The organism is Alistipes sp. AF48-12 (assembly GCF_003477565.1).
GTDB lineage: Bacteria > Bacteroidota > Bacteroidia > Bacteroidales > Rikenellaceae > Alistipes_A > Alistipes_A hominis.
In genome coordinates this window covers 1-24,251 of record NZ_QUDJ01000002.1, presented here as the reverse complement: position 1 = coordinate 24,251, position 24,251 = coordinate 1, and the positions used below count along the sequence as shown (strand labels likewise).

Below are 24,251 nucleotides of genomic sequence, written 5' to 3'. Positions count from 1 at the left end.
TTCAGGGGAAGTCAATGGGCCTCGACCCAGTTCTTCCCGATACCGCAGTCGGCGATCAGCGCTACTTTGAGTCGCGCGGCGTTCTCCATGCAACGGACGACCAGTTCGCGCACTTCGTCTTCTTCGCTTTTCAGCAGGTCGATGACCAGTTCGTCGTGTACCTGCAGGATGATGCGCGACAGCAGTCCGCGTTCGCGCAACTCGCGGTGTACGGCGATCATCGCCAGTTTCATGATGTCGGCCGCGCCGCCCTGGATCGGGGCGTTGATCGCGTTGCGCTCGGCCAGCCCGCGGACGACCGCATTGCCCGAACGGATGTCCGGCAGCATCCGCTTGCGTCCGAACAGCGTGCTGACGTAGCCGGTTTCGCGGGCTTTGCTTACCACGTCCTCCATGTATTTTTTGACGCCCGGGAAGGTGGCGAAATATCCGTCGATGATCGCTTTCGCTTCGGTGCGCGGAATTTGCAGCCGTTGGGCGAGCCCGAAAGCGGAGATGCCGTAAATGATGCCGAAGTTGGCCGTTTTGGCCTGCCGCCGCTGTTCGCGCGTTACGTCGGCCGGAGCGACGCCGAAGATTCGCGCGGCGGTCGCCGTGTGGATATCGGCATCGTGCGCGAAGGCGTCGATCATGACCGCGTCGCCGCTCAAGTGCGCCATCAGCCGCAGTTCGACCTGCGAATAGTCGGCCGAGAGCAGCAGGTGTTCGTCGTCCGACGGTACGAACGCCTTGCGGATCTCGCGGCCCTGTTCGTCGCGCACCGGGATGTTTTGCAGGTTCGGGTTCGTCGAACTGAGCCGCCCGGTTGCGGTGACGGCTTGGTTGAACGAGGTGTGGATGCGTCCGGTCTGCGGATTGATCAGTTGCGGCAGCGCTTCGACGTAGGTCGAAAGCAGCTTGCGCAGGCCGCGGTATTCGAGGATCAGTCCGACGACCGGGTGGCGGTCGGAGAGCATCTGCAGGTACTCCTCGTCGGTGCGATATTGTTTGGTTTTGGTCTTGCGCGGGTTCGGGTCGATCTTCAGCCGGGCGAACAGCGCCTCGCCCAGTTGTTTGGCCGAGTTGACATTCAGCGACGGATCGCCGCACAGTTCCCGGATGCGTTCTTCGAGTCCGACAAGTTGTCCGGAGAGCTCGCGGCCCGAGGCCGCCAGCGCTTCGGCGTCGATCTTTACGCCGGTCATCTCGATGTCGGCCAGCACGCGGATCAGCGGTTCCTCGATCGTCCGGTACAGTTCTTCGAGTCCGGCCTGTTGCAACTGCGGCCATAGGCGCAGTTGCAGCCGCAGCGTCACGTCGGCGTCTTCGGCGGCGTAAGCGGCCGCTTTTTCGATCGGCACGCGGTCCATCGTGATCTGGCGGACCCCTTTGCCGATCAACTCTTCGATCGGTACCGGCGAATAGTTCAGCAGCGTGCGGGCGAGGTGATCCATGCCGTGCCGGGATTCGGGGTCCAGCAGGTAGTGGATAATCATCGTGTCGTAAAGCATACCGCGCACCTCGGTGCCGGCGCTGCGCAGCATCATGATGTCGAATTTGACGTTCTGCCCGATTTTAGCGATTCGCTCGTCTTCGAAAACCGGGCGTAGCGTGTCGATGATTCTTTTCGTGTTTTCCGGGTTGCACGGGATGTACCAGGCTTCGTGCGGTTCGACGGCGACCGAAATACCGACCAGCCGGTCGCCGAATACGTCGAAGCCGGTGGTTTCGGTGTCGAAACAGAATTCACGGACGGCGGCGAGCCGGTCGCGCAGCGCTTCGAGCGCTTGCTGCGTTTCGACGATGTGGTAGGTGTGCGCGACGGTGTCGATCGTTTCGTAGGTGCTTGCGCCGAACAGGTCGGCCTGTCCGGAACTCCCGCCTGCCGTTTGTTCGAGCGCCGAGAACAGGTTCGGAGCCCCGGTCGTCTGGGGTGCGGAAGGCGAAACGCCGGATTTGGGCCGCGCGGGTTTGCCGTCCGTCAGAATGCCGGCGTCGGGATGTCCTTGCCGCATTTCCTGCAGCAGCGAGCGAAACCCCAGTTCCTGGAAAACCTCGGCCAGACGGTCGGCGTCCGGCGATTCCATGACCATTTTTTCGGGTTCGAAAGCCACCGGAACGTGCTGTTCGATGGTTGCCAGCCGTTTGGCCAGCAGGATTTGTTCGCGCAATCGTTCGATATTCTCCCGCTGTTTGCCGGAGAGTTTTTCGGTATTGTCGAGCAGGTTCTCGACCGTACCGTACTGGCAGATCAGCTTCACGGCGCTCTTCTCGCCGATGCCCGGCACGCCCGGGATGTTGTCCGAGGCATCGCCCCACAGCGCGAGAATGTCGATTACTTGTTTTGGGTCGTCGATGCCGTAGTGCTCGCAGACCTGTTCGCAGCCGATGATTTCGACTCCTTCGTTGCCGCCTTTGCGTTGTTTGTAGATATAGACGTTCGGACGGATCAACTGGCCATAGTCCTTGTCCGGTGTGACCATGAACACTTCGAATCCGGCTTCGGCCGCTTCGCGCGACAGCGTGCCGATCACGTCGTCGGCTTCGTATCCGGGGACTTCGATCACCGGGATTCGCATCGCTTCGAGGAACTCCTTAATGTACGGAACCGAGACGATGATGTCCTCCGGCGTTTCGCCGCGGTTGGCTTTGTAGTCGGCGAACAGTTCGTGCCGGAAATTGCCGCCCGGCGGATCGAACGCCACGCCGAGGTAGTGCGGGTTTTCGCGGCGAATGATCTCGTTGATGTAGCGGACGAAGCCGAAAACAGCCGAGGTGTTGACGCCGTCGGCGTTCCGCATCGGACGACCAATGAATGCGTAATAGAATCGGAATATCAGCGCGTAAGCGTCGATCAGGAATAGTTTTTTCATCTTTTCGTTTGCGGGCCGGGCGTCATTCGATTACGATGCCGTATCCGGAGAGCAGTCCGGCCAGGTTATAGGTTGAAAATTTGGCTTTCCGCAGGTTGTTCTGCGCCGGGTCGATCGCGAATTCCGATGCTGAGCGGAAGTCCGCCCCTTTCAGCGTGCAGCGATCGAACACGGTTCCCGGCAAGGAGCAGTCGTCGAACGAGGCGCCCGTCAGGTCGCTTTCGGTGAAAAAGCAGTCGTTCAGGACGCTTTTCGAAAACGGCGTTCCGGACATTTTGCGTTTGCGGAACGAACAGTTGTCCAGTTTCGAATGCCGGAAATCTACCGAGAATCCCAGGGCTTCGCACTGGCCGAAATCCGCGCCGGACAATTGGCACTCTTCGAAAACGGCGCTTTGCAGATGGACTCGTTTCAGGTCGGGAACCACGAAACGGCATAACCGGAAAGCGCATCCGGTGAACAGCGCCCCCGACAGGTTTACGTACGAAAAATCGCACTCCGTAAAGCTGCATCGTTCGAATTCGGCCCCTGACAGGTTTTCGAAAGGGAATTCCTCTTTCGAAAACGTTTTTTGAAAATAGACGACGGGCTGCTGCATGGCGGTCGGAGTTAACGGTTGTCCGAGCGGAACCATTCGGCGAACGAGGTGGCCGTTTCGTGCAGGCGGATCGAAAACAGTTCGACCCCTGCCGGCAGCTCTTTTCCGATCGCGGCGGCGAAACGGGCGACCATGTTTTCGCAGGTCGGCTGGTAGTCGACGACTTCGATTTTCGCGTAGTTGCCGCGCAGCGTTCGGATCAGTTCGCCGTTATCGGCGGTCGCCCGCATGACCAGCGCATGGTCGTACCGGTCGACGATCAGCCGTCCCACGATCCGTTTCAACTCGCCGAAATCCATTACCATGCCGTATTTCGGTTCGGCGGCGTCGGCGACCGGCTCGCCTTTTACCGTGACGAACAACTTGTAGGAATGGCCGTGGATTTCGCGGCACGGACCGTCGTATCCGGCCAGCGTATGGGCCATTTCGAACGAAAATTCCTTGGTAAGTCGAATTGCTGCCATCGTGTTATTCCTCCAGATCGGGTATTTCCACCTGCCGGTCGAACGATTCGATCAGCGAGATGAACGTTTCGGTTTGCGAGACTTCGGGCAGTTTCAGGATATGGTCGAAGATCGTATGCATCAGGTGTTCGTTGTTCGTGCAGTAGAGCTTGATTAGGATGTTGTATTTGCCCGTAATGAAATGACATTCGGTGATTTCAGGTATTTTGCGCAGGTGTTCGACCGTCTGTACGGTTTTCGTCGGGTCGGAGATCCGGATGCCGATGATCGCACAGACGTCGTAGCCCATCGCTTTCGGATTTACCTGTAACCGGGAGCCGAGGATGACGCCGGCGTCTTCCAGCTTTTTGACCCGTTGGTGGATGGCTGCTCCCGAAACGCCGCATTCCCGCGCGATCTCGAGGAATGGCATCCGTGCGTTTTTGATCAGAAATCCCAGTATCTTGCGGTCGACCGCATCCAGTGAAATTTTTGCCATATTCCTCCTTCCGTAAATTTCGGGCCTTTCCACCCAAGTTAATTATAAGCAAAGTTACGTTTTTCCCTGAAAAAATTCTAATAAAGTGGAAAAAATATCGAGACATTGCTTAACTTTGGGGAATTCTTAAAGATATTTAAAAAGTTTAACCTAATAATTTTTGGTATTATGCAATCGATCGACAGCTACGATTTCAAGGGCAAGCGCGCGATTATCCGCGTGGACTTCAACGTGCCCCTGAACGAAAAACTCGAAATTACCGACGATACCCGCATCCGTGCGGCGATCCCCACCATCAAGAAGGTGCTGGCCGAAGGCGGTTCCGCCATTCTGATGTCGCACCTGGGACGTCCGAAAAAAGGCCCGGAAGACAAGTTTTCGCTGAAGAACATCATCCCGGGAATCGAAGCCCGTCTGGGCGTGAAAGTCGATTTCGCCGGCGACTGCATGGGCGAAGAAGCTGCCAAGAAGGCCGCTGCGCTGAAACCCGGACAGGTGCTGTTGCTCGAAAACCTCCGTTTCTACGCCGAGGAAGAGGGCAAACCGCGCGGACTGCCGGAGAATGCGACCGACGAGGAGAAAGCCGCTGCAAAAAAAGCGTTGAAGGCGAGCCAAAAAGAGTTTACCAAACGCTTGGCCTCCTATGCCGACTGTTATATCAACGACGCGTTCGGAACGGCGCATCGCGCGCACGCTTCGACGGCGTTGATCGCCGAATACTTCCCGAACGACAAGATGTTCGGTTACGTGATGCTCGGCGAGCTGAAAGCGATCGACAAAGTGCTCGAAGCGCCGGCCCGTCCGTTTACGGCCATTCTCGGCGGATCGAAGGTTTCCACCAAGATCAGCGTGATCGAAAACCTGATGAAACGCGTGGACAATCTGATCCTCGGCGGCGGTATGACCTATACGTTCAAAGCGGCCCTCGGCGGTAAGGTCGGAACCAGCATCTGCGAGCCCGATCAGTTTGAAACGGCGCTCGGCATCCTGGCCAAGGCCAAAGAGATGAACGTCAAGATCTACCTCGCCGAAGACGCCGTTTGCGGAAAAGAGTTCAAGAACGACACCGAAACTCAGATCGCTCCGTCGAATGCGATTCCGGACGGTTGGGAAGGTCTCGACATCGGCCCGAAGGCCACCGCCGAGTTTACGAAGGTGATCGCCGAATCGAAGACGATCCTGTGGAACGGCCCGGTGGGCGTGTTCGAAATGGATAACTTTGCCAAAGGGTCGCGCGCGATTGCTGATGCAATCGTGGCGGCTACCAAGAAAGGCGCTTATTCGCTGATCGGCGGCGGCGACTCGGTTGCCTGCATCAACAAGTTCGGTCTGGCCGACCAGGTAAGCTATGTTTCGACCGGCGGCGGCGCCCTGCTCGAATACATGGAAGGAATCGAACTGCCGGGCGTAGCTGCGATTCGCAAGTAAGTTATCGCGCAGCCTGCCGATTTGAAAAATACCGGAGAGACCGTGTCTTTCCGGTATTTTTCGTTTTGCACCTCCGCGCTTTCGTGTCTTCCGCCTGCGTGCAATCGCTCCTCCGGGCGTAAAAATTTCAAAAAAATCTCCCGGATATTTGGAGGAATAAATATTTTGCCTATCTTTGCACTCGCAATCGGGAATAAGACGGTTGCCGACGTTCATAAGCATTCGGGAGTATAGCTCAGCTGGTTCAGAGCATCTGCCTTACAAGCAGAGGGTCCGGGGTTCGAATCCCTGTGCTCCCACAGCAGTTAAAGTCGAAAAGGTTTGAAACGGAAGTTTTAAACCTTTTTTTATTGCGGGTCGTGGACAGAGGAGGTTTTTTCTAATGCTTGTCGGCAATGCGGTGACCGGTTTGCCGTTTGTCCTGAGAAACGGCGTTCAGGCAGGGATTGGTAGCTGTAAGCCGCAGGGATGATTTTGCGCGCCTGCAGAAATTCCGTTCGCTTTTTTCTGAACGACGATTTCTAAAATTCTGTCCCCAGCGAATTTACCACCAGACCTGTTCGTCGTTCTCGTAAGTGAAAATGCGTGTTTCGACACCTTTGGTCAGGTTTTTCAACACGAACAGCGCATTGCCTGACGGGGCGTCTCCGTAATGGAGCACAGCATCGTAAGCCGTCTTTTTTCCGAGTGAACGCCATTCTTTCCCGTTGTGATAGAACAGTTCGAAAGTGTCGCCGAATTCGATGCTGTTGGCATCGGAAACGGCATAGCAAATTACTTTGCTCAGGGAAACCGGGGCGCCGAAATCCATCCCGATCCAGTCGTTTTTGCCCCAGTTCGGAGATTCGTAATAGGTCAGCAAGTCGCCGTCGGTCAGATGTTCTTTTACATTGTATCCGCTGCAACCTTCCGTTCCGATGATTTTCCCGGTTATTTTCCGGGCCGTGTCGACTGGGTCGATGAACATCATTTCCGCGATTGCGATCGGCGTTTCCGGCGGAGCGATGTATCTCCAGTAGCGGTAGGGCGGCAAAGTGTCCGCGCGGATCGTTACGGCGGGCTGCCAGGTTTCGAAAGCCCGGAACGAAACGGCATCCGAGAAATCCGGTTCGTTCGCGGCCTGCATGACTCCCTGCATCAGCCGCCGTCCGCCTTCCGCCGAGTGATAGGCCGCCGGATATTTTCTTTTCAGCGTAAGAGTCGTCCGGTTGACCGTGTCCGGGATGAAATAGCGTATTTCGTCGTCCCGTGTAATGGAAAACGGATAATTCACGGGCTGGACGAATCCGGACGCATCGATGACGACCGGAAGCAGTGCGGCCGTGCGGCCGATGTTGCCGAAACGGATTTTCGATCCGTCCCTTTTCCCGAAATCCAGCGGAACCCATTCCGAATTGTCGAAAGCAGCCAGGTAACCGTAATGGGTTTCGATATCTGCATTGAACTTCACCGGAACGGTCAGATCCGTCGTTTGCATGTATTGCTCCGTAACGTCCCGTATAAATAGGTTCCGGAAAGTTCCCGGCACTTCCTTTTCTTTGAGGTTCAGTTCCAGTAACTTGTGGTTCATTGTGTAGGTATATCGGAAAACCTTGACCATGTTTTCGCAGGCCTTGTGCAAGATTCCGGGCTCTTCGTCCGTGAAACTGCCGAAAGCGATGATTTTTTTCTCGTTCGTCAGCAGTGCGTTCCACGTGTGCCCGATGCTTCGTTCCGCCCACTGGGGGGTAAAATCCAATGCGACCGGAATACCGGTGCTCCGCATGTTGATCATGGTCATCAGCGCGGTTTCGAAACACGAACGGTAAACCCTGTTTTCGATCAGCATTCTAGCCGAAAGCAGCGGGTAGCCCGAATAGTCCCGGGAGAACGGGAAATTCGATTCGGTCATACCGAATTGCCTGCGCATTTCGGAATACACTTCGCGGCACGCCTGCAACGAATATTTTTCCAGTCGTACCGCGTATTTCAGTTTATGGTCCAGTCCCCGGCGGAATACGCTGCGGTTGTCCCGTCTCCAGTCGTCCAGCGGCTGCAGTTCGAAGCACCGGTAAGGAGGATGAACTCGCAAAATTCGTCGAAGTTCAGATGCCGGCACCACGGATCGCTCCGCCAGGTTTCGAACGCCAGGTCGATATGGTCGATCAGATAGTCGGCCGTAATCACTTCGATATCCTGCCTGATCGTCAATTTACCGTGGTCTTCGTCCCACTGCCGGCATATCCGTTCCACGGCTTCCTTTTTTTCGGGAATCGGGGTTGAAGACCGGAATACGGGCATCATCAGCGAAGTCAGCGAGTCCATTTGCGTCCGGTCGTACCCGATGTGGCCGGGCATGTTTTCGATCAGGAAAACCGCGGCGCGGTATTTCAGACTGTCCGCCTCGTCTGCGGCATAACGGTCCAGCACTTTTTCCAGTTCGGGTCGGTTGCTTCCGGCCAGCCGCAGAACCGCTTCGAGGCGTTCGTTGCGGCTGCATGAGATCCCGGTGAATAATACGGACACCAGGAGAATGATTCGTTCGGGCAGGTTCATAGGGTCGTTTCTATATAGATACAAAATTACGATTCGTACTGTAAAACCCAAAAGTACAGCGGTATTTCTGCCCCTGCGGTAGTGCGAACGTTCGCCGGTTTTTTTTGCAAACAGGCGAATTTTACTATATTTGAACTTTAAATTTGTCGGATATAGGTAATAAAATAAGACGAAAAGCGTATCGTATCATGCTGTAGGTTGTTTTGCAGCGTGTTGCGGCAATTTAATAAAAATAACATTTTTTATTCAACAAATTATTTAATCTTAAGGAAAGACGATGATCCTGCCGGTGTTGTGTAAGCGCCGGCCGTTCCGGATCGATCCTTTTACCTCGTAATTTGAAAAAGGAGGAATTCAATCGGAAAAAGAAATGCAAACAGCGGGGAGAGTTACGCGCTTTCCATTCCCGTCGCGGGGAACGTCGAACCTTATTTTAAACTCAATTTAACGTATTTTTATGAAAAAATTTTTACCCGGACTGATATGTCTGGCTGGCACTGCGTGTTTATATTGCTGCAGCAGCGAGTACGACATTTTTGAAAACGATGTCGAACAAATTTCAGATCAGTTTTCGGTCGCGGAGGCCCGCGCCTATTTCGAACGGACGGCCGAGGACCTTCGCGGCGTAACCATCGGCGCAGGCCATGCGCACGCTCCCGTCACCAAGGCGCTGCCCGGCGCCGACGAAGTCGAGGGCGGCCCGGTGTTGACTCCTCAGTGGTCGAAAGGGCGGCAGACCGACGATAACGGCCTGGCCGTGTCGATCGAAATTCCGCTTGCGGTTCAAGGGACTCCGCTGCAGGCCGCCGTGTCGGAAAAGCGGAACGGTCGCAAGCCGTCGTCCTACCTGTCGACCGGTCTGAGCAAACTGATCCTGAAAAAGAACGTCGAGACCGGCGAAACATTTTATTTTATCGCTACCTTTATCCCCGATTCGGCTTGTTTTGCGAAGCGGAAGCAGGATATTAAAAATTACCGCTACATGAAAGATGTGGATTACAGCGGGCTGGTGATCCTTTCTAATGAACACGGGGAGTATTTGAGCGCATTTCTCCGTAAAGACGGGAGGCAGCAGCGGGTGAAGCTGAGCCGGGGCATTCCGCAATCGGAGCGTGCTTCGCAAGGTGAAGATTCGGTGTTGATGCGGCTGAATCTGGGGCAGACGCCGTCGGCAATGCTGATGCGAACCAACGATTCAGAGGACGGTCCGGTCGATATAGGTTTCGTTTGTTCGGGATGCGGCACGTCGTACCCTTACGCGACGTTGTGCGAGATATGCTATCCGATCATAGTCACTCCCGACCAGAATCCCGATCCTTCGGGGCCTCACACGTTTTGTACGAATCCGGAATGTCCGTATGGCGGCGGTGTAAATTGCAACGGGTTGTGCGGTTACGGCGGCGGAGGAGGAGGAAGCGGCAGCGGCGGAGGCGGTGGAGGAACGCCCTCTACTCCGGGGATTCCGGCCGGAATGCATACTGATTTGCTGGATAGGAGTAAATTTGTAGGATATCATCAAACCGGAGATTGCCTGCTTACAGCGAAGGCAATAATGGATAATTATGGATTGAAAGGACAATATGGGGGGGGCGGATCATGTGTATCAGTTGATGTGGGAAGAGCGAGGAATGCTTAAACATTATGGAGTGGATTACAAGACTACTTTTGGGTTGGCTTATAAATGTATTAAACGGCATTTAGAGGCGGGGAGGCCAATTATAGTTGGTGTTGATCGTAAATTGGGGCTAAATTCTAACGAAGGAACGACCGATCATTGGATTCTCGTTACCGGGAGGGGGTACGATGACCGCCAAAAAATGTATTATTTTACTTATATTGAAACGGGAACAGACTTTGTAGATAAAGGTTGTAATAATAGTACGAACAGATTGTATTATGAAATTGAGAAAGTTGTATTATTTAATCCGTCCGCAAATGATAATAAAAGTTGCTATACTGTAAGCCAAGTTAGACCGAATGACGGAAAAAATCTTGAAGAAACCATATCGCAACCGACAAAACCGTAAAGAATAATTAAACTAAAGTTATGAAAAAAATATTTTTAACTGGATTTTTGCTTTTGATTTTTGCAACTCATGGCATAGCCCAATCGGAATGGATGAAAACGGTTATTGACAATATTCCTGTTACGGCTCCTCCATCCTCGGATATAACTAAACAACGTCGAGCTGCTTATAATGTCCCTGGTGAAGACAGGGGTTTCCCGGATTATACTTACAAGGATTTTCAACGTAATCAACGTATTACTTATAAAGATCCGGATCGGGAAACGGATTGTACTGCATATTGTCAATTTCGCAAACCGGGGAATTCCGAATTTACGATTCTGGGGATTAGTATCGACGAAGGGGATTACAGGGACATACTTCTGGCGACCTATGAATTCGACGGTTCTCCGATTGATTGGGTCGATGTGGAGGTTAAATTCGGCGATATCAAACTGAAGCAATACAAAATCACGCCAGAGATGAAGCTTTTCGTTTACGAGTTGAAGCCGACTTCGCCGACGCCGATCTATTTTTACGAAGATTATATCCAGAAAAAGATCTCTTCGCTGAATGCCCAGCGGATCGACACGGTTTACCAGATCGACGACGACGGCAGGGTCAATAAACTGTCCGAAAAGAAATATCAGCCGAAGGACTATTCCATGACGACCCTCGAAACCGCCGATATCTGGAACGGGAACGAAGTACCTCTTCAGTAAACCGACGAGCCTGCAGGCGTTTTCCCGGCGATAATGTAAAAAGAGTGCGGCCGGTGCTTGCCGGTCGCGCTTCTTTTTATATATTATGTAACAGTGTAATTCTTGTTTGTCCTGAAAATGAGAAAGATTTTTTTGATTGTTTTTTTGCTTTTTGCTTTTTTTGTTGAAAGTACGGTTCAGGCGCAAACGATAAAAGAAGTTATTGAAGGCGTTCCCGTTCTTCCTACGCCAACGGCCAACGTGCCTAAACAGTCTCAAAAATGGATTTACATTCAAAAAGAAGACCGTAAATTTCCTGATATAATTTATCAGGATTTTCAACGGACAAAACCAGAGACTTATTCTGATCCGGATAAGGAAGAATTTTGTGTTGGTTGTTTTCAATTCCGTAAACCGGGAAATTCTAATTATACGACATTAGGTGTAAATGTGGGCCAATCGGATGCCCGGAATATGTTGTTGGTTACTTATGATTTTAATGCTAATCAGATTGATTGGGTTGAGGTTGAAGTAAAATTTAGCGATATCAAACTGAAGCAATACAAAATTACGCCAGAGATGAAGCTTTTCGTTTACGAATTGAAGCCGACTTCGCCGACGCCGATCTATTTTTACGAAGATTATATCCAGAAAAAGATCTCTTCGTTGAATGCCCAGCGGATCGACACGGTTTACCAGATCGACGACGACGGCAAGGTCAATAAGCTGTCCGAAAAGAAATATCAGCCGAAGGACTATTCTATGACGACCCTCGAAACCGCCGATATCTGGAACGGGAACGAAACGCCGCTACAGTAACGGAACGCCGGAATATGCGGTAAGGTGCAAAAGAAAGCGCGGTCCGGTTCGCCGGTCGCGCTTCTTTTTTATATCTTTGATTATCTAATCTTTGTCGGATCGGAATGAAAAAAGTACGATACCTGGTTTACGGTCTGTTCGGGGGCTTCGTCGTTTTGTGCCCGCTGGTTTTCGATTGCTTTTCCGCGCTGTGCCGTTTCCGGGCGGCGTTCGTCTGCCTGTATGCTCTGGGTTTTATTTTTCTGTTGAAGGCGCTGCTGGTTCCCGGTAGACGGCTCCGTATCGCGCTGCCGGACGTGCTGCTCGCGCTGTACCTGTCGTGGGGCGCGTGCAACCTGTTGTTCGTTAAGGCCGGGGGAACGGACGCCCTGCCGATTTTCGAGTGGATTTCCCTGTTGCTGGGATACCTGTTGGCTCGCAGCGTGCCGGAGCGCGCCGTGCCGCTCGTCCTCGGAGCGATCGTCTGTTCGGGTTGCGTGCAGGCGGCGGTCGGATTTTTACAGTGGCTGGACGTACTTCCGTCCAACCACAACCTTTTTCCGGTTACCGGCAGTTTTATGAATCCGGGGCCTTACGGCGGTTACTTGGCCGTTTGCTGGGTCGTCGGCGCCGGTTTGGCGATCCGGGCGGTACGTCGGAGACGCTGGCCGTCGGCTGCCGGATGGGCGGTTGCCGTGCTGGTCGTCGGCTGTCTGCTGGCTCTGTCCGATTCGCGTGCCGCCTGGCTTGCCGTGCTACTGGCGCTGGCCTGGCTGCTTTGCCGGGCCGCCGGGATTCGATGGACGGGGATTCCCGTCGGACTGAAGATCGCGGCGGCAGTCGTTTTTGCCGGCGTCCTGTGCGCGCTGTACGGGTATAAAAAAGGTTCGGCCGACGCTCGGCTGCTGATCTGGCGGGTCAGTTGCCGGATGTTCGTCGAGTCGCCCGTTACGGGCAGCGGGATCGCTTCTTACGCTTCGCGCTATATGGATGCTCAGAGCGAATATTTTGCGGAGAATCCTCAGTCTCCGTTCCTGGATGTCGCCGGGAACAATCACCGGGCGTTCAACGAGTTTATTCGTGTGGGATGCGAGCAGGGCGCGGTCGGCCTGCTGCTCGCGGGCGGATTCCTGCTGTCCCTTTTCGGAAAATCCCGTGCGGGCCGTTTCCGCGATCCGATCCGGGGCGGGATACTGGCGTTGCTGGTCTTTTCGTTTTTTTCCTATACGTCGGATATTTATCCGCTGAAATTTTATTATGCCCTGTTGCCGGGGCTGTTGCGACTGCGTCCGCTTCGCACTGCGACGGTGCCGGCTGTCGGACGGGGCGTCGCGGTCGCGCTCGTTTTGGCGGTCGCCGGCATGGCCGTTCGGTTTCAGGGACGTTACGAACGCGCTTCCGGCCGTTTGCAGGATTATATGCGGTCTCCTTCCGAAGAGAGCCTGAACCGGGTGAAAGACTGTCTCCCGGACGTGATCTATCATCCCGGTTTCATGTGGGAATACTGCCGGCATCTTTATCTGAACCGGCGGTATTGCGATTGCCTGGGCGTATTCCCCGTTTATCATGCCCATGTGCGGAAGACGTCGGAAACGCTGTGCGATCTGGGAAACGCTTATTTGAACGTTTACGGGTTCCGTGAAGCGGAGGCGTGTTTCGCGCAGGCCCGGCAGATGATTCCGACGCGTATCTATCCGCGGTACTGTCTGTTCCGGCTGTATCGGTCGCAGGGAGATACGCTCCGTGCCCGACAAACGGCCAAAGCGCTCGTCGCCTTTCCCGTCCGGATCATGAATTCCACGTCGATCCGCATAAAAGCCGAAGCCCGGAATTACCTGAAGCATCTCCGGCGGAACGATTGGTGATGCTGCGGAGAATCGGCGCCGGGGCTCTGCTCGCGGCGTTTACCACCAGACCTGTTTGCCGTCCTCGATGGTGAATATGCGTTCCTGAACCCCGCGCGTGTAATCGCGGATGAAGAACAGAGCGTGGGTGGGGATGCTGTCGTAGTGCAGTTTCAGGTTTTCTGCCTTCTGTTTGCCGAGCGAGGCCCAACCGTGTCGGTCTTTCCAGTAGAACAGCTCGTATTCGTCTCCGATCCACACGTTGTTGTCGTCGCTTCGGTAGACGAACAGGATGCGGTCCATCGAAACCGGTTTCCCGTAGTCCATGCCGGCCCATCCGTCGTAAGGGAACGGCGCGTCGAAGAACGTGAACGGATCGTTGTCGAACATGGCCTCCTTGTGGTTTTTCGGGTCCCCGATTCGGGTGCCCGGCGTGCCGATGATTTTACCTGTGTTCGGGACGGTGTCGCCGGCGAGGTAAAAGCGGACTTCGGCCATCTGGTTGTGCCGGTCGGGCGGAGACAGGAAACGCCAGTAGCGGTATTTGGCCGTATCCCGGCTCAGGTCGATCGTCCCGGTCGGATCGTTCCACCCTTCCGGAAATTCGAATACCGTGACCGAATCCCGAAAGTCGGGTCGGTTCGCCGCCTGGAATTTGCCGCCGATCAACCTTTTGGTCGTGTTGTACACGTGGTAATGGGGCGGGTATTTGCGCGTCAGGTCTACCGATTGCAGCCGGGTCGTGTCCGGGATCATATACTCCGCCCGTCCGTTCGCATCGAGCGTGAACGGATAGGAAAACGGGACGACTTTACCGTCGATGTAATACGACGGCAGGTAGGCGACGCTGCGCCCGATGTCTTCGAAGCGGACTTTCGACCGTTTCACTTCGCCCCATGCGATCGGAACCCAGTTCTTGTTGTCGAACATGGAGAGGTAGGCGAACCTGTTCTGCTGTTTCAGGCTGTCCGGAATGGATACCTCGATCGTCTGCGTGGACATGTACTCGGACGTTACGTCCTTGATGAAACTGTTGCGCAGAAACGGAGGAACGTCTTCTCCCGAGCGGTTGATACGGAACAGCAGCGGATTGATGGCGTACCCTTCCCGGAAAGCTTTCGCCATGGTTTCTCCCGGACGGTAGGCTTCGCCCGGAAACCCTTCGAACGGATCGAACTTTTCGTAGTTGCCGCCGGCGGTGGTCAGCACCGCGCACCAGGAGTGGCCCTCGTAACCGGTCGGCCACTGGGGCGTGTAGTCTACGGCCATCGGAATGCCTTTGCTCCGCATGACCGCCATGCAGACGATCCCTTTTTCGCCGCACGAGACGAAGTGTTTTTTCATCCAGGTCGACATCCTGATAGGTTGGTTGCCGTTGTAGGTATAGGGGCCGATGATCCGCATGTTCGGGAGCAGCGCGCTGTTGACGAACCGGGCGGCCCAATGGATCGAGTTTTTGTAATATTGGCAGCGATCCATGTCGCTCAGATCCACGATCGAATCGCAGAATTTCCGGCAGTATTCGCGCCAGTCGTCGGGCAGGAACGGGTCTTGCACTTTGTAGGGGAGGATGAATTCGCAGAAGTGGTCGAAATTCAGATGTGCCGACCACGGCGACGTCTTCCAGGTCGCGAAAGCGCTGTCGATATTTTTAATCAGGTAATCGGCCTTGATTACCTGGATGTCGGGTCTCAGGGATTCCTGTTTGAAAGGCATCTCTTTCGAAATCTTTTCGAGGGCGGGGACTTTGAACTTTTCCCAGTCCAGATTCCGGGCCATGTTGAAATCCGTTTTCGATAGCTCCAGGAACGACGTGTCCAGCGGGATCGCCATCACCGAGTCGGCCTTGTCGCAAAAACGGTTGGCCAGAACGGAGTCGACGCTGTAATGCCCCGGCATGTTCGTAATCAAGTAGACTGCGGCACGGTATTTCTGGCTGTCGGCCGGATTTTGTTTGTAGTGGTCGAGCACCCGTTCCAGTTCGGCCCGGTTGTCGCCTGCCAGGCTGAGCGCCCATTCCAGCGTAAATTCGCGTTGGGTGCAGCAGCAAAGAAGTATTCCCGATAGGAGTACGACTGATAGATAAAAATGGCGCATTTTTAATATTAAATAGGTTGAGTCTGCGGATCGGTCCGGACACGGCCGGGAGCGATCCGGCGGGTACGGGCGGTTAATTGATTGCAAGATAAGAAAAATAGCGAAACGATCGTACATATCGTCGGTTTTATGCGCCGACGGAACGGCGTTCGTGGCGGGGTTCGTTTCGTTTGTCGTGAAATCCCGGTTTCGGAATCCGTTCCGGTTGCCGGATTCCGTCCCTGACCGTCGCGCGTGCGTCTTTGTCCGGGTCGGCTCTTCGCCGCTTCCGCCTTTTTTTGCGGGAGACGCAAGATGTGCGGTCTGCGTTTTGTAATTTTTGTCGCGCGGCGCTTCCGGATCGGTTTTGCGGGGCTTCCCGGCGGGATTTCTGCCGGAAAACGGAGCCGGTTTTTTCGACGGGAGCGGCGGAGCGAACGAAATTTGCGCAGCGCGTTGAAAAGTGGGATAAAAAGAGCTTTTTATATTTTCGGAAGATTGAATAAATTCAAGACGGTTTGCCGTATTGACCGATTTGTTCTTGAAAAAGAGCGCGTTTTTTCAATTTTTAATGCTATTTTGCAATATTATCTTGTTATATGTTGCGTCATTTCAGGACAAATGATGTACATTTGCAAAATAAAATAATAATACCGCATGTTGGATACGTGGCATAGACTTGAACGCGTAATAAAGTGGACCGGGTTGTCTGTAAACTCGTTCGCCTTGAATATCGGTTTAAAGAGGAGTGAAAACCTCTACCAGATAAAACGAGGCAATAACGGGATCAGCCGCGACCTGGCGAACCTGATTACGACCAAGTATCCGACGGTAAGCAAGGGGTGGCTGTTGACCGGCGAAGGGGATATGTTTATCGAATCGCAGCCGGCGACCGTCCCCGAAGGAGGCGGAGTGCCTTATTACGGGATGGACGTGCTTTCGGCCGTAGAGTCCGACTTGCGTTCCGAACCGCGTTTCCGGATCAATGTCCCGTTGTTCAACGACTGCGATCTCGCCGCCCTGAATATCGGGACGGCCATGCAACCCGAGATTCCGGCGGGGTCGATCGTCATTCTGAAAAAGTGGACGGTTCCGGCCATTATTCCCGGGGAGGCTTATCTGGTGGTGACCCAGTATTTCCGGGGAATACGCATTATCCGTTTCGGCGAAGATCCGACCGATATCCAGCTGCTGGCGAGTAATACCAAACAGTACGATCCCATTTCGATCCGCAGCAGCGAAATTACGAAGTTGTTTATCGTAAGGGGGATTATCATCAAAAAAAGTTTGTAAGATTATGTTTTCGGGAATTGTAGAGACGACGGGGCGGATCGTGGCGATCCGCGAGGAGCGGGGAAACCGGCATTTCACGCTGGAATGTCCGTTTACCGGGGAGTTGAAGATCGATCAGAGCGTCGCGCACAACGGCGTGTGCCTGACGGTTGTGGAGTTGGACGGCTCCCGCTATACGGTCACGGCAATCCGCGAGACGCTGCTCAAGTCGAACCTCGGAGGGCTGACCGAAGGCGATTTGGTCAATCTGGAGCGCAGTATGCGGCCCGACGCGCTGCTGGACGGTCATATCGTGCAGGGGCATGTCGACCAGACGGCGCGCTGTACGGCGATCCGCGAGGCCGACGGCAGTTGGTACTATACGTTCGAATACGATCCGTCGGCGGGCAATATCACGGTCGAAAAAGGGTCGGTCGCCGTGAACGGGGTCAGTCTGACGGTTGTCAATTCGGCCGAGGGTTCGTTTCAGGTGGCGATTATCCCGTACACGCACGAGCATACCAATTTCCATACTTTTCGGGTGGGAACGGTCGTTAACCTGGAGTTCGATATCGTCGGTAAATACATTACCAAATTGGTGAAACAATATATCAAGCGTGAGTTTCCCGCCGCCGGAACGAAGCGCCGCGACCCGGGTCGCGGCGCTTTCGCTTTCCGGATAATCGCCAAAGGGCTGCCGGGTGTGCTACTTTGGCTAAAAATAGCTATATTTGTTCGAAATACCGGGTTCGTACGACCCGTAGTAACCCGATCAATTCCTGGAATCGAAATGATGAATTCGCTTTTACCGTTGTTTGTCCGATGGGACGTGCATCCGACCCTGTTTACGTTCGGGCCGGTCGAGATCCGCTATTACGGTCTGATGTGGGCGCTGGCGCTCGGAATCAGCGCCTATATATTCAGTAACCTGATCAAACGCGAGGGGTACAGCGACAAGATGTTCGATTCGATCTTCTGGTACGGCGTCCTGTCGACGATCATCGGCGCTCGTCTCGGGCACTGCTTGTTTTACGATCCGGGTTATTACCTGACCCATCCCGTCGAAATCCTGTATATTCACCAGGGGGGACTGGCCAGTCACGGAGCCGCCGTCGGGCTGCTCGTCGGGCTGTGGCTCTTTTCGCGGAAAAACAAGATGCCTTACATGTGGTCGCTGGACCGCATCGCGATTGCCGTCTGCATTGCCGGCGCGCTGGTGCGGATCGGGAACCTGATGAATTCCGAAATTTACGGCGAGGCGACTTCGCTGCCGTGGGGATTCGTTTTCGTAAGGGCCGGAGAGACCGTGCCGATGCACCCGACCCAGATCTACGAGGCGCTCGCCTACTTGATCCTGTTCGTCGTGCTGTGCTGGATGTATTACCGCAAGGACGTCGCCCGGAAGCGGCCCGGCGTGATGTTCGGTATCTTCCTGATCGCGCTGTTCGGCTTCCGTTTTTTCGTCGAATTCATCAAGAATCCGCAGGAAGAGTTCGAACGTGGCATGTTGTTGGATATGGGACAGTGGTTGAGCGTCCCGTTCGTGATTCTGGGCGTCGTCATCCTGTACCGGGCGCTTAAACGTCCTGCAAAAGAACTTTCTAAGAAAACGAAATAATGGATCAGGTCAGTAATTTGGTGTATAACGCGCTGGCGAAGCGTCAGGGCGTTGTCCTGCCGGGGATCGGAACGCTGTATGCGGTGACGGTTCCCGCAGAAATGCAGAAGCCGGGCGTCGTAACGCCGCCGGTCAACCGGGTGGAACTCGTAACGGACGAACTGCCGGGGATTCCGCACATCGTGGATCTGATCGCTGGGTACGACCAGACCGATCCCGAACAGGCGCGGGAGATCTATAACCGCTGGCTCGCCGAAAACTGCTCGGAGGAGGGAGTGACGATCGGGGCGGTGGGCAATATCCGCGAGGGCGTTTTTACGCCCGATCCCGGTCTGGAGGAGGCGTTGAATCCGGTGGATACGGGTGCGGTGCGCCTGCCCGGGCGGATCGATGCGAAACGGGTGGCGATGTGGGTCGTTTTCGCGGTGTTGATCGGCGTCGGAATTTCGGTTGGCGCGATCGTGTGGTACGAATACAGCGAACAGATGCGGATCGTGCGGCTGTCTGAACAGCCCGTATTGCCGGCGTCTGTCCCGGCCGCGCCGGATTCTCCGGCCGTGAAGGTTCCTGCGGCGGCCGGTTCCGATTCCTCGGCCGGAGAGTCCGGTGCTCCGGCGGGAGTGGATTCGTCTGCCGCTGTGCCTGCGAAACAGCCCGAACCGGTGCGCGAGCCGGCGACCGTTCCTGCGGCAAAATTAGTTCCTGCGACTGCTGCAATGCACTATTACGTGATCGTGGGTACTTACAGCACGGATCAGAATGCCGAGAAGTTCATCGCGTCGGCCAAAAAGAAAAACGATCAACTGGAATATGCGAAAATCCCGATGCCGAACGGAAAGATTCTGGTTTCCGTTTTCGGGGCTACGGCCGAAACCGAGGCGAATCGGATGAAGAACGAGGTGTCCGGCCTGTTCCCGGATGCGTGGGTTTTCAAATCCAAATCCGCACGATAGCTTCCGGTGCGAAGACGAAAACGCCTGTCTTCGAAGACAGGCCGTTTCGTTCTTGCGAGCGGGGTTTACAGTCCGAAATGACGCAGCGCTTTGGCGATTCCTGCGCGGTCGACGCCGGTGGTGACGTAGTCCGCCGCCCGTTTGACTTCGTCCGCCGCATTTCCCATCGCGACTCCGATTCCTGCGTGGCGCAGCATCTCGATATCGTTCTGGCCGTCCCCGAAAGCCATCGTTTCGGCGAGGTCGATTCCGTGCGCGCGGATCATCGCGTCGATCCCGAGTCGTTTGCTGCCGCCTGCCGGGACGACGTCGATGAAGTACGGGTTCCAGCGCGTCGAGTCGCAGTGCGGGAGCGAATCCATCAGCGTGCGTTCCTGTTCGGGGCCTACGAACGCCATGAGTTGGTAGATATCGTTGTGCAGTGCGGTTTCGGCCGGGACGACCGGCGGATCGGCAAAGTTGATCAGCTTTTGCGAAATTTTTACCTTGTCGTCGATCCGGTTGATGTACATCCGGTGCTCTTCGATGAACAGGCAGCCGAACGGGTCGCGGGCGAGCAGGTCGACAGTCGTTCGGATATCTTCCGCACGGATGCAGTTCTTGTAAATCACGCCGCGGTCGTCGTAACAGTACTGGCCGTTCAGCGTGATGTAACCGTCGAATGCGAGCCCGCCGAGGTTGTTCAGATCGGCGTGGTGACGTCCGGTGGCGATGAACAGTTTGATTCCCCGGGCGCGCAGTCTTTCCAGCGCTTGTACCGTCGACGGGGGAACCCGGTGGGTTTTGAAACTTACCAGCGTGCCGTCGATGTCGAAAAATACCGCTTTAATCATGGTCGTTGCGTGTTTGCCGGCCGGATGCCGGTTTTTATTTGTGCGGCAAAGATAAAGAAATTAATTTTGCCGCAGGATTTTGCCGTTTTACTGTGGCGGACCGATTACGAAATCATGCTGAAAACGAACTATCATACCCATACCGCCCGTTGCCATCATGCCGTGGGCAGCGATGAAGATTACGTGCTGAGCGCCATTGCCGGCGGGTTCCGAGTACTCGGATTTTCCGACCATACGCCGTGGAAATACGATTCTCCTTTTGTTCCGGAAGTGCGGATGATGCTCGACGAACTGCCCGGCTATCTGGCGAGCGTGCGCGCCCTGCGCGAGAAATACCGCGATCGGATTGAGATCAGGGTCGGACTCGAGTGCGAGTATTTTCCGGAATACATGCCCTGGCTTTGGGAGACGATTCGCCGCGAGCGGCTGGATTACGTGATTTTCGGCAATCATTTTTACGAATCGGACGAGCGATATCCTTATTTCGGTATGCACACCCGGACGCTTGAAATGCTCGAAATGTACGAAGAGAGCGTACTCAAAGGGATGGAAGCCGGAATGTTTGCTTACCTGGCGCATCCCGATCTGTTCATAAACAGTTATAAAACGTTCGACGAGCACTGTGCCCGGATCAGCCGCCGGATTTGCCGCAAAGCATACCGGACGGGCCTGCCGCTGGAATACAACGTCAGCCTGCTCGGTTACCGGGAGGAGCGCGGAGAGGTTATGTTCCCGCATCCCGACTTCTGGAAAATCGCGGCCGACGAAGGGTGTACGGCCATCGTCGGCATGGATGCGCACGACAACCGGATGCTTGAGAATACGGTTTTTTACGAACGGGGGGTGCGGGCGCTGCGCGAACTGAATATCAAAACCATCGATACCATTCCTTATTTCAGCTATTGACGCTTTCTATACGAACAGGGCCCGGATCACGTAATAACCCATTGCGAGCGATGCCGCCAGTTTCAATCCGGTACTCAGCAGAAATGCGACGAACGAACCGATCGCTACCCGGACGGCTTTCCGGAGATCGTCGCGGTCGTACAGCAGTTCCCCGATCAGCGCGCCCGCGAAAGCCCCGACGATCAGCCCTGCCGGCGGGAAAAACAGCAGTCCGACGATCATACCCACCGTCGATCCGGTCGCGGCGTATTTCGATCCGCCGAAACGCCTGGCCAGGTAGCCGGGCAGCAGATAATCCAATGCCGAGACGATCAGCGTAACGGCCGCCCATATCCACAGGAAGCGGCTGTCGAAACCGGCGTGTCCGCTCCAGCGCATCAGCAGCAGGGCGAGAAAGTTCAGCGGCGGCCCCGGCAATATCGGCAGGATGCAGCCGGCGACGCCGCCCAGCGTACAGAGGATCGCGAGAATGATCAACAGGGTATCCATTTTTTTCGGATTTTGTGATTTTCCGAAATTTGCGGCATCCCTTCCAACGTCGGAGAAAAAGGACTGCCGTAAACGGGTTGAAAATTATGAAAATCTTTTGAAACCGTTGCATTTTCGCGATTATTTTTCTAAATTTAAAGCTGTTTAGTGAATCTGAATCGAAGTCGAACCTAAAACTTTTTTCGATTATGAAGTACACAACGCACGAGATCAAAAACGTAGTCCTACTCGGCGCCTCAGGCTCGGGAAAGACGACTCTGGCCGAGGCAATGGCTTTTGACGGAAAGGTGATCGACCGCCGCGGCAGTATCGAAAACGACAATACGCTGTCGGACTACACGGAGGTCGAACATCTGTATAAACGGTCGATTTACCCGACGATCCTGTTCGCCGAGTACAACGGGTGTAAGCTGAACATCATCGATACGCCGGGTTCGGACGACTTTTGCGGCGGGCTGTTTTCGGCGTTCAAAGTAGCCGACGTGGGCGTGATGTTGCTGAATGCGCAGAACGGTTTCGAAGTGGGGACGGAAATTCAGGCGCGCTATGCGCGTGCGCACGAGAAACCGATCATCGCCGTGATCAATCAATTGGACAGCGAAAAGGCTTCGTGGGAAAATACGCTCGAATCGCTAAAGGTGGCTTCCGGCGTGAAACCCGTGCTGGTGCAGTATCCGGTCAATCCGGGGCCCGGTTTCGATGCGTTCGTCGATGTGCTGTTGATGAAAATGTACAAGTTCAAAGGCGATACCGGGATCCGCGAGGAACTCGAAATCCCCGAATCCGAAATGGAGCGGGCCCGCGAACTGAATCAAATACTGACCGAAGCGGCCGCCGAGAACGACGAGTCGCTGATGGAACTCTATTTCGACAAAGGCGTGCTGACGCAGGACGAAATGCGTTCGGGGCTGAAACTCGGGTTGGCCAAACGCGACTTGGTGCCGGTGTTCTGCGCTTCGGGCAAACGCGATATTGGGGCGAAACGGCTGATGGAGTTTATTATCAACGTGGCTCCCGGCCCGATCAAGGCTCCCGCTTTCCGGAACGTGGACGGCGGCGAAGTCCCGGCCGACAGCAAAGCTCCGACCGCGCTGTTCGTATTCAAAAGCGCCGTCGAACCGCATCTTGGCGAGATGACCTTCTTCCGGGTGGTTTCGGGTCGGGTGGCCGAAGGCATGGAACTGATCAATTCGAAAACGGGAAATAAAGAGAAGATATCGCAGTTGTTCGCCGTGGCAGGCAAAGGGCGCGTCAAAGTGACGGAAATGGAGGCCGGGGACATCGGCTGCACCGTGAAACTGAAGGGCACGCGTACGAACCAGACGCTGGCCGCCGCCGGATCGGGAATCGAGATCGAACCGATCAAATTCCCGGAACCCCGTTACCGGGCGGCCGTCCGGTCGGTCAAGACGGGAGAGGACGAAAAGCTCGGCGAGCTGCTGAATCGGGCTCATTTCGAGGATCCGACGATCCTGGTCAGTACTCGAAAGAACTGAAACAGACGATCGTGCAGGGGCAGGGCGAACACCACCTGAATATCCTGAAATGGCAACTGGCGAATCAGAATAAGATCGACGTGGAGTTTTTCGCGCCGAAAATCCCTTACCGGGAAACGATTACCAAAGTGGCTGCCGCCGATTACCGTCATAAAAAACAGTCCGGCGGCGCGGGCCAATTCGGCGAGGTGTGGATGATAATCGAGCCTTATTTCGAGGGGATGCCCGATCCCGGGAGATATAAGGTGGACGGTAAGGATTTGGTGCTGAATATCAAAACCAAAGAGGAAGTAGCGCTCCCGTGGGGCGGGAAGCTCGTATTTTGCAGCGCCGTCGTGGGCGGGGCGATTGACGCCCGTTTCATGCCGGCCATCCTGAAAGGGATTATGGAGAAGATGGAAGAGGGGCCGCTGACCGGTTCGTATGCTCGCGATATCCGGGTGGTGGTTTACGACGGCAAGATGCATCCAGTCGATTCGAACGAGCTGTCGTTCAAACTGGCGGGCCGCAATGCTTTCAAGGAAGCTTTCAAAAAGGCCGGCCCGAAGATTATGGAGCCGATTTACAGCGTCGAGGTGCTCGTGCCGTCCGACAAGATGGGCGACGTGATGAGCGATCTGCAGAACCGCCGCGCGATGATCGAAGGGATGAGCAGCGACAAAGGATTCGAGCGTCTCGTAGCCCGGGTTCCGCTGGCCGAGATGTATCGTTATTCGACTACGCTCAGTTCGCTGACCAACGGGCGCGCGACCTATTCGATGAAGTTCGCCTCTTACGAGCAGGTGCCGGCCGATGTGCAGGAGAAACTGTTGAAAGCGTATGCCGATACCGATAAAGACGAATAACCGCCGTCGCTTCGACAATTCCGGGGAAGTCTCGCGCGAGACTTCCCCGGTTTGTTGCC

General features: G+C 54.9%; 19 protein-coding genes, 1 tRNA gene and 2 pseudogenes. 13 read left to right on the top strand and 9 right to left on the bottom strand.

Translation table 11 applies throughout. The features are described 5' to 3' along the window. Positions 1–11 precede the first annotated feature (11 nt). From polA to DW082_RS01310, 4 genes are read right to left on the bottom strand one after another with little or no spacing between them, the layout of a single operon-like run. Positions 12–2,852 (bottom strand): DNA polymerase I, encoded by a 2,841-nt coding sequence (polA, locus tag DW082_RS01325; RefSeq protein WP_118457005.1) that lies wholly within the window; start codon positions 2,850–2,852, stop codon positions 12–14. A 22-nt stretch (positions 2,853–2,874) separates the two neighbouring features. Continuing rightward, positions 2,875–3,450 carry a pentapeptide repeat-containing protein gene (locus DW082_RS01320; protein ID WP_182424057.1) on the bottom strand — a complete coding sequence of 192 codons (576 nt, stop codon included), beginning with the start codon at positions 3,448–3,450 and terminating at the stop codon, positions 2,875–2,877. 11 nt (positions 3,451–3,461) lie between these two features. Next, entirely contained in the window at positions 3,462–3,914 is a 453-nt protein-coding gene (locus DW082_RS01315; protein WP_118457001.1) for a 6-carboxytetrahydropterin synthase, read from the bottom strand. Between the two features lie 4 nt (positions 3,915–3,918). Continuing rightward, complete coding sequence (locus tag DW082_RS01310) at positions 3,919–4,392, bottom strand: Lrp/AsnC family transcriptional regulator (RefSeq protein ID WP_055202487.1); 474 nt, start codon at positions 4,390–4,392, stop codon at positions 3,919–3,921. Positions 4,393–4,560: 168 nt separating this feature from the next. Between DW082_RS01310 and DW082_RS01305 the strand changes: the two genes are divergently transcribed. Both DW082_RS01305 and DW082_RS01300 read left to right on the top strand, forming a co-directional pair. Continuing rightward, entirely contained in the window at positions 4,561–5,820 is a 1,260-nt protein-coding gene (locus DW082_RS01305) for a phosphoglycerate kinase (protein ID WP_055202485.1), read from the top strand. Between the two features lie 224 nt (positions 5,821–6,044). Beyond that, a tRNA-Val gene (locus DW082_RS01300) sits at positions 6,045–6,119 on the top strand. 245 nt (positions 6,120–6,364) lie between these two features. Here the strand turns inward: DW082_RS01300 and DW082_RS01295 are convergent. Together DW082_RS01295 and DW082_RS01290 are read right to left on the bottom strand one after the other, a co-directional pair. Continuing rightward, positions 6,365–7,891 (bottom strand): discoidin domain-containing protein, encoded by a 1,527-nt coding sequence (locus DW082_RS01295; RefSeq protein WP_147386944.1) that lies wholly within the window; start codon positions 7,889–7,891, stop codon positions 6,365–6,367. After that, entirely contained in the window at positions 7,789–8,355 is a 567-nt protein-coding gene (locus DW082_RS01290) for a hypothetical protein (RefSeq protein WP_118456997.1), read from the bottom strand. Before DW082_RS01290 ends, DW082_RS01295 begins: the two co-directional genes overlap by 103 nt. 457 nt (positions 8,356–8,812) lie before the next feature. On the opposite strand from DW082_RS01290, the gene DW082_RS01285 reads away from it, so the two are divergent. The 5 genes from DW082_RS01285 (at position 8,813) to DW082_RS01265 (ending at position 13,725) form a co-directional block, all read left to right on the top strand. Further along, positions 8,813–9,991, top strand: a complete 1,179-nt coding sequence (locus DW082_RS01285; protein WP_118456995.1) for a hypothetical protein — start codon at positions 8,813–8,815, stop codon at positions 9,989–9,991. Between the two features lie 10 nt (positions 9,992–10,001). Beyond that, complete coding sequence (locus DW082_RS01280) at positions 10,002–10,382, top strand: hypothetical protein (protein WP_182424056.1); 381 nt, start codon at positions 10,002–10,004, stop codon at positions 10,380–10,382. A gap of 20 nt (positions 10,383–10,402) precedes the next feature. Next, on the top strand, positions 10,403–11,083 hold the full coding sequence (locus DW082_RS14230; protein WP_147386942.1) for a hypothetical protein: 681 nt from the start codon (positions 10,403–10,405) through the stop codon (positions 11,081–11,083). A gap of 117 nt (positions 11,084–11,200) precedes the next feature. Then, on the top strand, positions 11,201–11,881 hold the full coding sequence (locus DW082_RS14225) for a hypothetical protein (RefSeq protein ID WP_147386941.1): 681 nt from the start codon (positions 11,201–11,203) through the stop codon (positions 11,879–11,881). A gap of 104 nt (positions 11,882–11,985) precedes the next feature. After that, positions 11,986–13,725, top strand: coding sequence for an O-antigen ligase family protein (locus DW082_RS01265; RefSeq protein ID WP_118456989.1), 1,740 nt, complete (start codon positions 11,986–11,988; stop codon positions 13,723–13,725). A gap of 39 nt (positions 13,726–13,764) precedes the next feature. Here DW082_RS01265 and DW082_RS01260 read toward each other — a convergent pair whose 3' ends face one another. Further along, complete coding sequence (locus DW082_RS01260) at positions 13,765–15,801, bottom strand: hypothetical protein (RefSeq protein WP_118456987.1); 2,037 nt, start codon at positions 15,799–15,801, stop codon at positions 13,765–13,767. A gap of 705 nt (positions 15,802–16,506) precedes the next feature. On the opposite strand from DW082_RS01260, the gene DW082_RS01255 reads away from it, so the two are divergent. The 4 genes and pseudogenes from DW082_RS01255 (at position 16,507) to DW082_RS01240 (ending at position 19,623) form a co-directional block, all read left to right on the top strand. Beyond that, on the top strand, positions 16,507–17,073 hold the full coding sequence (locus DW082_RS01255; RefSeq protein WP_257937045.1) for a S24 family peptidase: 567 nt from the start codon (positions 16,507–16,509) through the stop codon (positions 17,071–17,073). A 4-nt stretch (positions 17,074–17,077) separates the two neighbouring features. Beyond that, positions 17,078–17,668, top strand: a pseudogene (locus DW082_RS01250) (riboflavin synthase); the annotation flags it as partial. 177 nt (positions 17,669–17,845) lie between these two features. After that, entirely contained in the window at positions 17,846–18,670 is an 825-nt protein-coding gene (gene lgt / locus DW082_RS01245) for a prolipoprotein diacylglyceryl transferase (RefSeq protein WP_055202469.1), read from the top strand. Next, positions 18,670–19,623 carry an SPOR domain-containing protein gene (locus DW082_RS01240; protein WP_118456985.1) on the top strand — a complete coding sequence of 318 codons (954 nt, stop codon included), beginning with the start codon at positions 18,670–18,672 and terminating at the stop codon, positions 19,621–19,623. Before lgt ends, DW082_RS01240 begins: the two co-directional genes overlap by 1 nt. A gap of 65 nt (positions 19,624–19,688) precedes the next feature. On the opposite strand, the gene DW082_RS01235 is transcribed toward DW082_RS01240, so the two are convergent. Then, positions 19,689–20,456, bottom strand: a complete 768-nt coding sequence (locus DW082_RS01235) for a Cof-type HAD-IIB family hydrolase (RefSeq protein ID WP_118456983.1) — start codon at positions 20,454–20,456, stop codon at positions 19,689–19,691. A gap of 117 nt (positions 20,457–20,573) precedes the next feature. On the opposite strand from DW082_RS01235, the gene DW082_RS01230 reads away from it, so the two are divergent. Beyond that, on the top strand, positions 20,574–21,362 hold the full coding sequence (locus DW082_RS01230; RefSeq protein WP_118457115.1) for a histidinol-phosphatase: 789 nt from the start codon (positions 20,574–20,576) through the stop codon (positions 21,360–21,362). Between the two features lie 6 nt (positions 21,363–21,368). Here the strand turns inward: DW082_RS01230 and DW082_RS01225 are convergent, their stop codons facing one another. Further along, positions 21,369–21,851, bottom strand: a complete 483-nt coding sequence (locus DW082_RS01225; protein ID WP_101571714.1) for a DUF456 domain-containing protein — start codon at positions 21,849–21,851, stop codon at positions 21,369–21,371. Between the two features lie 188 nt (positions 21,852–22,039). Here DW082_RS01225 and DW082_RS01220 point away from each other — a divergent pair. Then, positions 22,040–24,192 (top strand): annotated as a pseudogene (locus DW082_RS01220) (elongation factor G). The last annotated feature ends 59 nt before the right edge of the window (positions 24,193–24,251 follow it).

Coding starts and splice junctions, on each gene's coding strand:
- DW082_RS01310 (WP_055202487.1), bottom strand. CDS start 4,392: ATGGCAAAAATTTCACTGGATGCGGTCGACCGCAAGATACTGGGATTT.
- DW082_RS01285 (WP_118456995.1), top strand. CDS start 8,813: ATGAAAAAATTTTTACCCGGACTGATATGTCTGGCTGGCACTGCGTGT.
- DW082_RS01260 (WP_118456987.1), bottom strand. CDS start 15,801: ATGCGCCATTTTTATCTATCAGTCGTACTCCTATCGGGAATACTTCTT.
- DW082_RS14225 (WP_147386941.1), top strand. CDS start 11,201: ATGAGAAAGATTTTTTTGATTGTTTTTTTGCTTTTTGCTTTTTTTGTT.
- DW082_RS01225 (WP_101571714.1), bottom strand. CDS start 21,851: ATGGATACCCTGTTGATCATTCTCGCGATCCTCTGTACGCTGGGCGGC.
- DW082_RS01305 (WP_055202485.1), top strand. CDS start 4,561: ATGCAATCGATCGACAGCTACGATTTCAAGGGCAAGCGCGCGATTATC.
- DW082_RS01235 (WP_118456983.1), bottom strand. CDS start 20,456: ATGATTAAAGCGGTATTTTTCGACATCGACGGCACGCTGGTAAGTTTC.
- DW082_RS01315 (WP_118457001.1), bottom strand. CDS start 3,914: ATGGCAGCAATTCGACTTACCAAGGAATTTTCGTTCGAAATGGCCCAT.
- DW082_RS01320 (WP_182424057.1), bottom strand. CDS start 3,450: ATGCAGCAGCCCGTCGTCTATTTTCAAAAAACGTTTTCGAAAGAGGAA.
- DW082_RS14230 (WP_147386942.1), top strand. CDS start 10,403: ATGAAAAAAATATTTTTAACTGGATTTTTGCTTTTGATTTTTGCAACT.
- lgt (WP_055202469.1), top strand. CDS start 17,846: ATGAATTCGCTTTTACCGTTGTTTGTCCGATGGGACGTGCATCCGACC.
- DW082_RS01265 (WP_118456989.1), top strand. CDS start 11,986: ATGAAAAAAGTACGATACCTGGTTTACGGTCTGTTCGGGGGCTTCGTC.
- polA (WP_118457005.1), bottom strand. CDS start 2,852: ATGAAAAAACTATTCCTGATCGACGCTTACGCGCTGATATTCCGATTC.
- DW082_RS01290 (WP_118456997.1), bottom strand. CDS start 8,355: ATGAACCTGCCCGAACGAATCATTCTCCTGGTGTCCGTATTATTCACC.
- DW082_RS01240 (WP_118456985.1), top strand. CDS start 18,670: ATGGATCAGGTCAGTAATTTGGTGTATAACGCGCTGGCGAAGCGTCAG.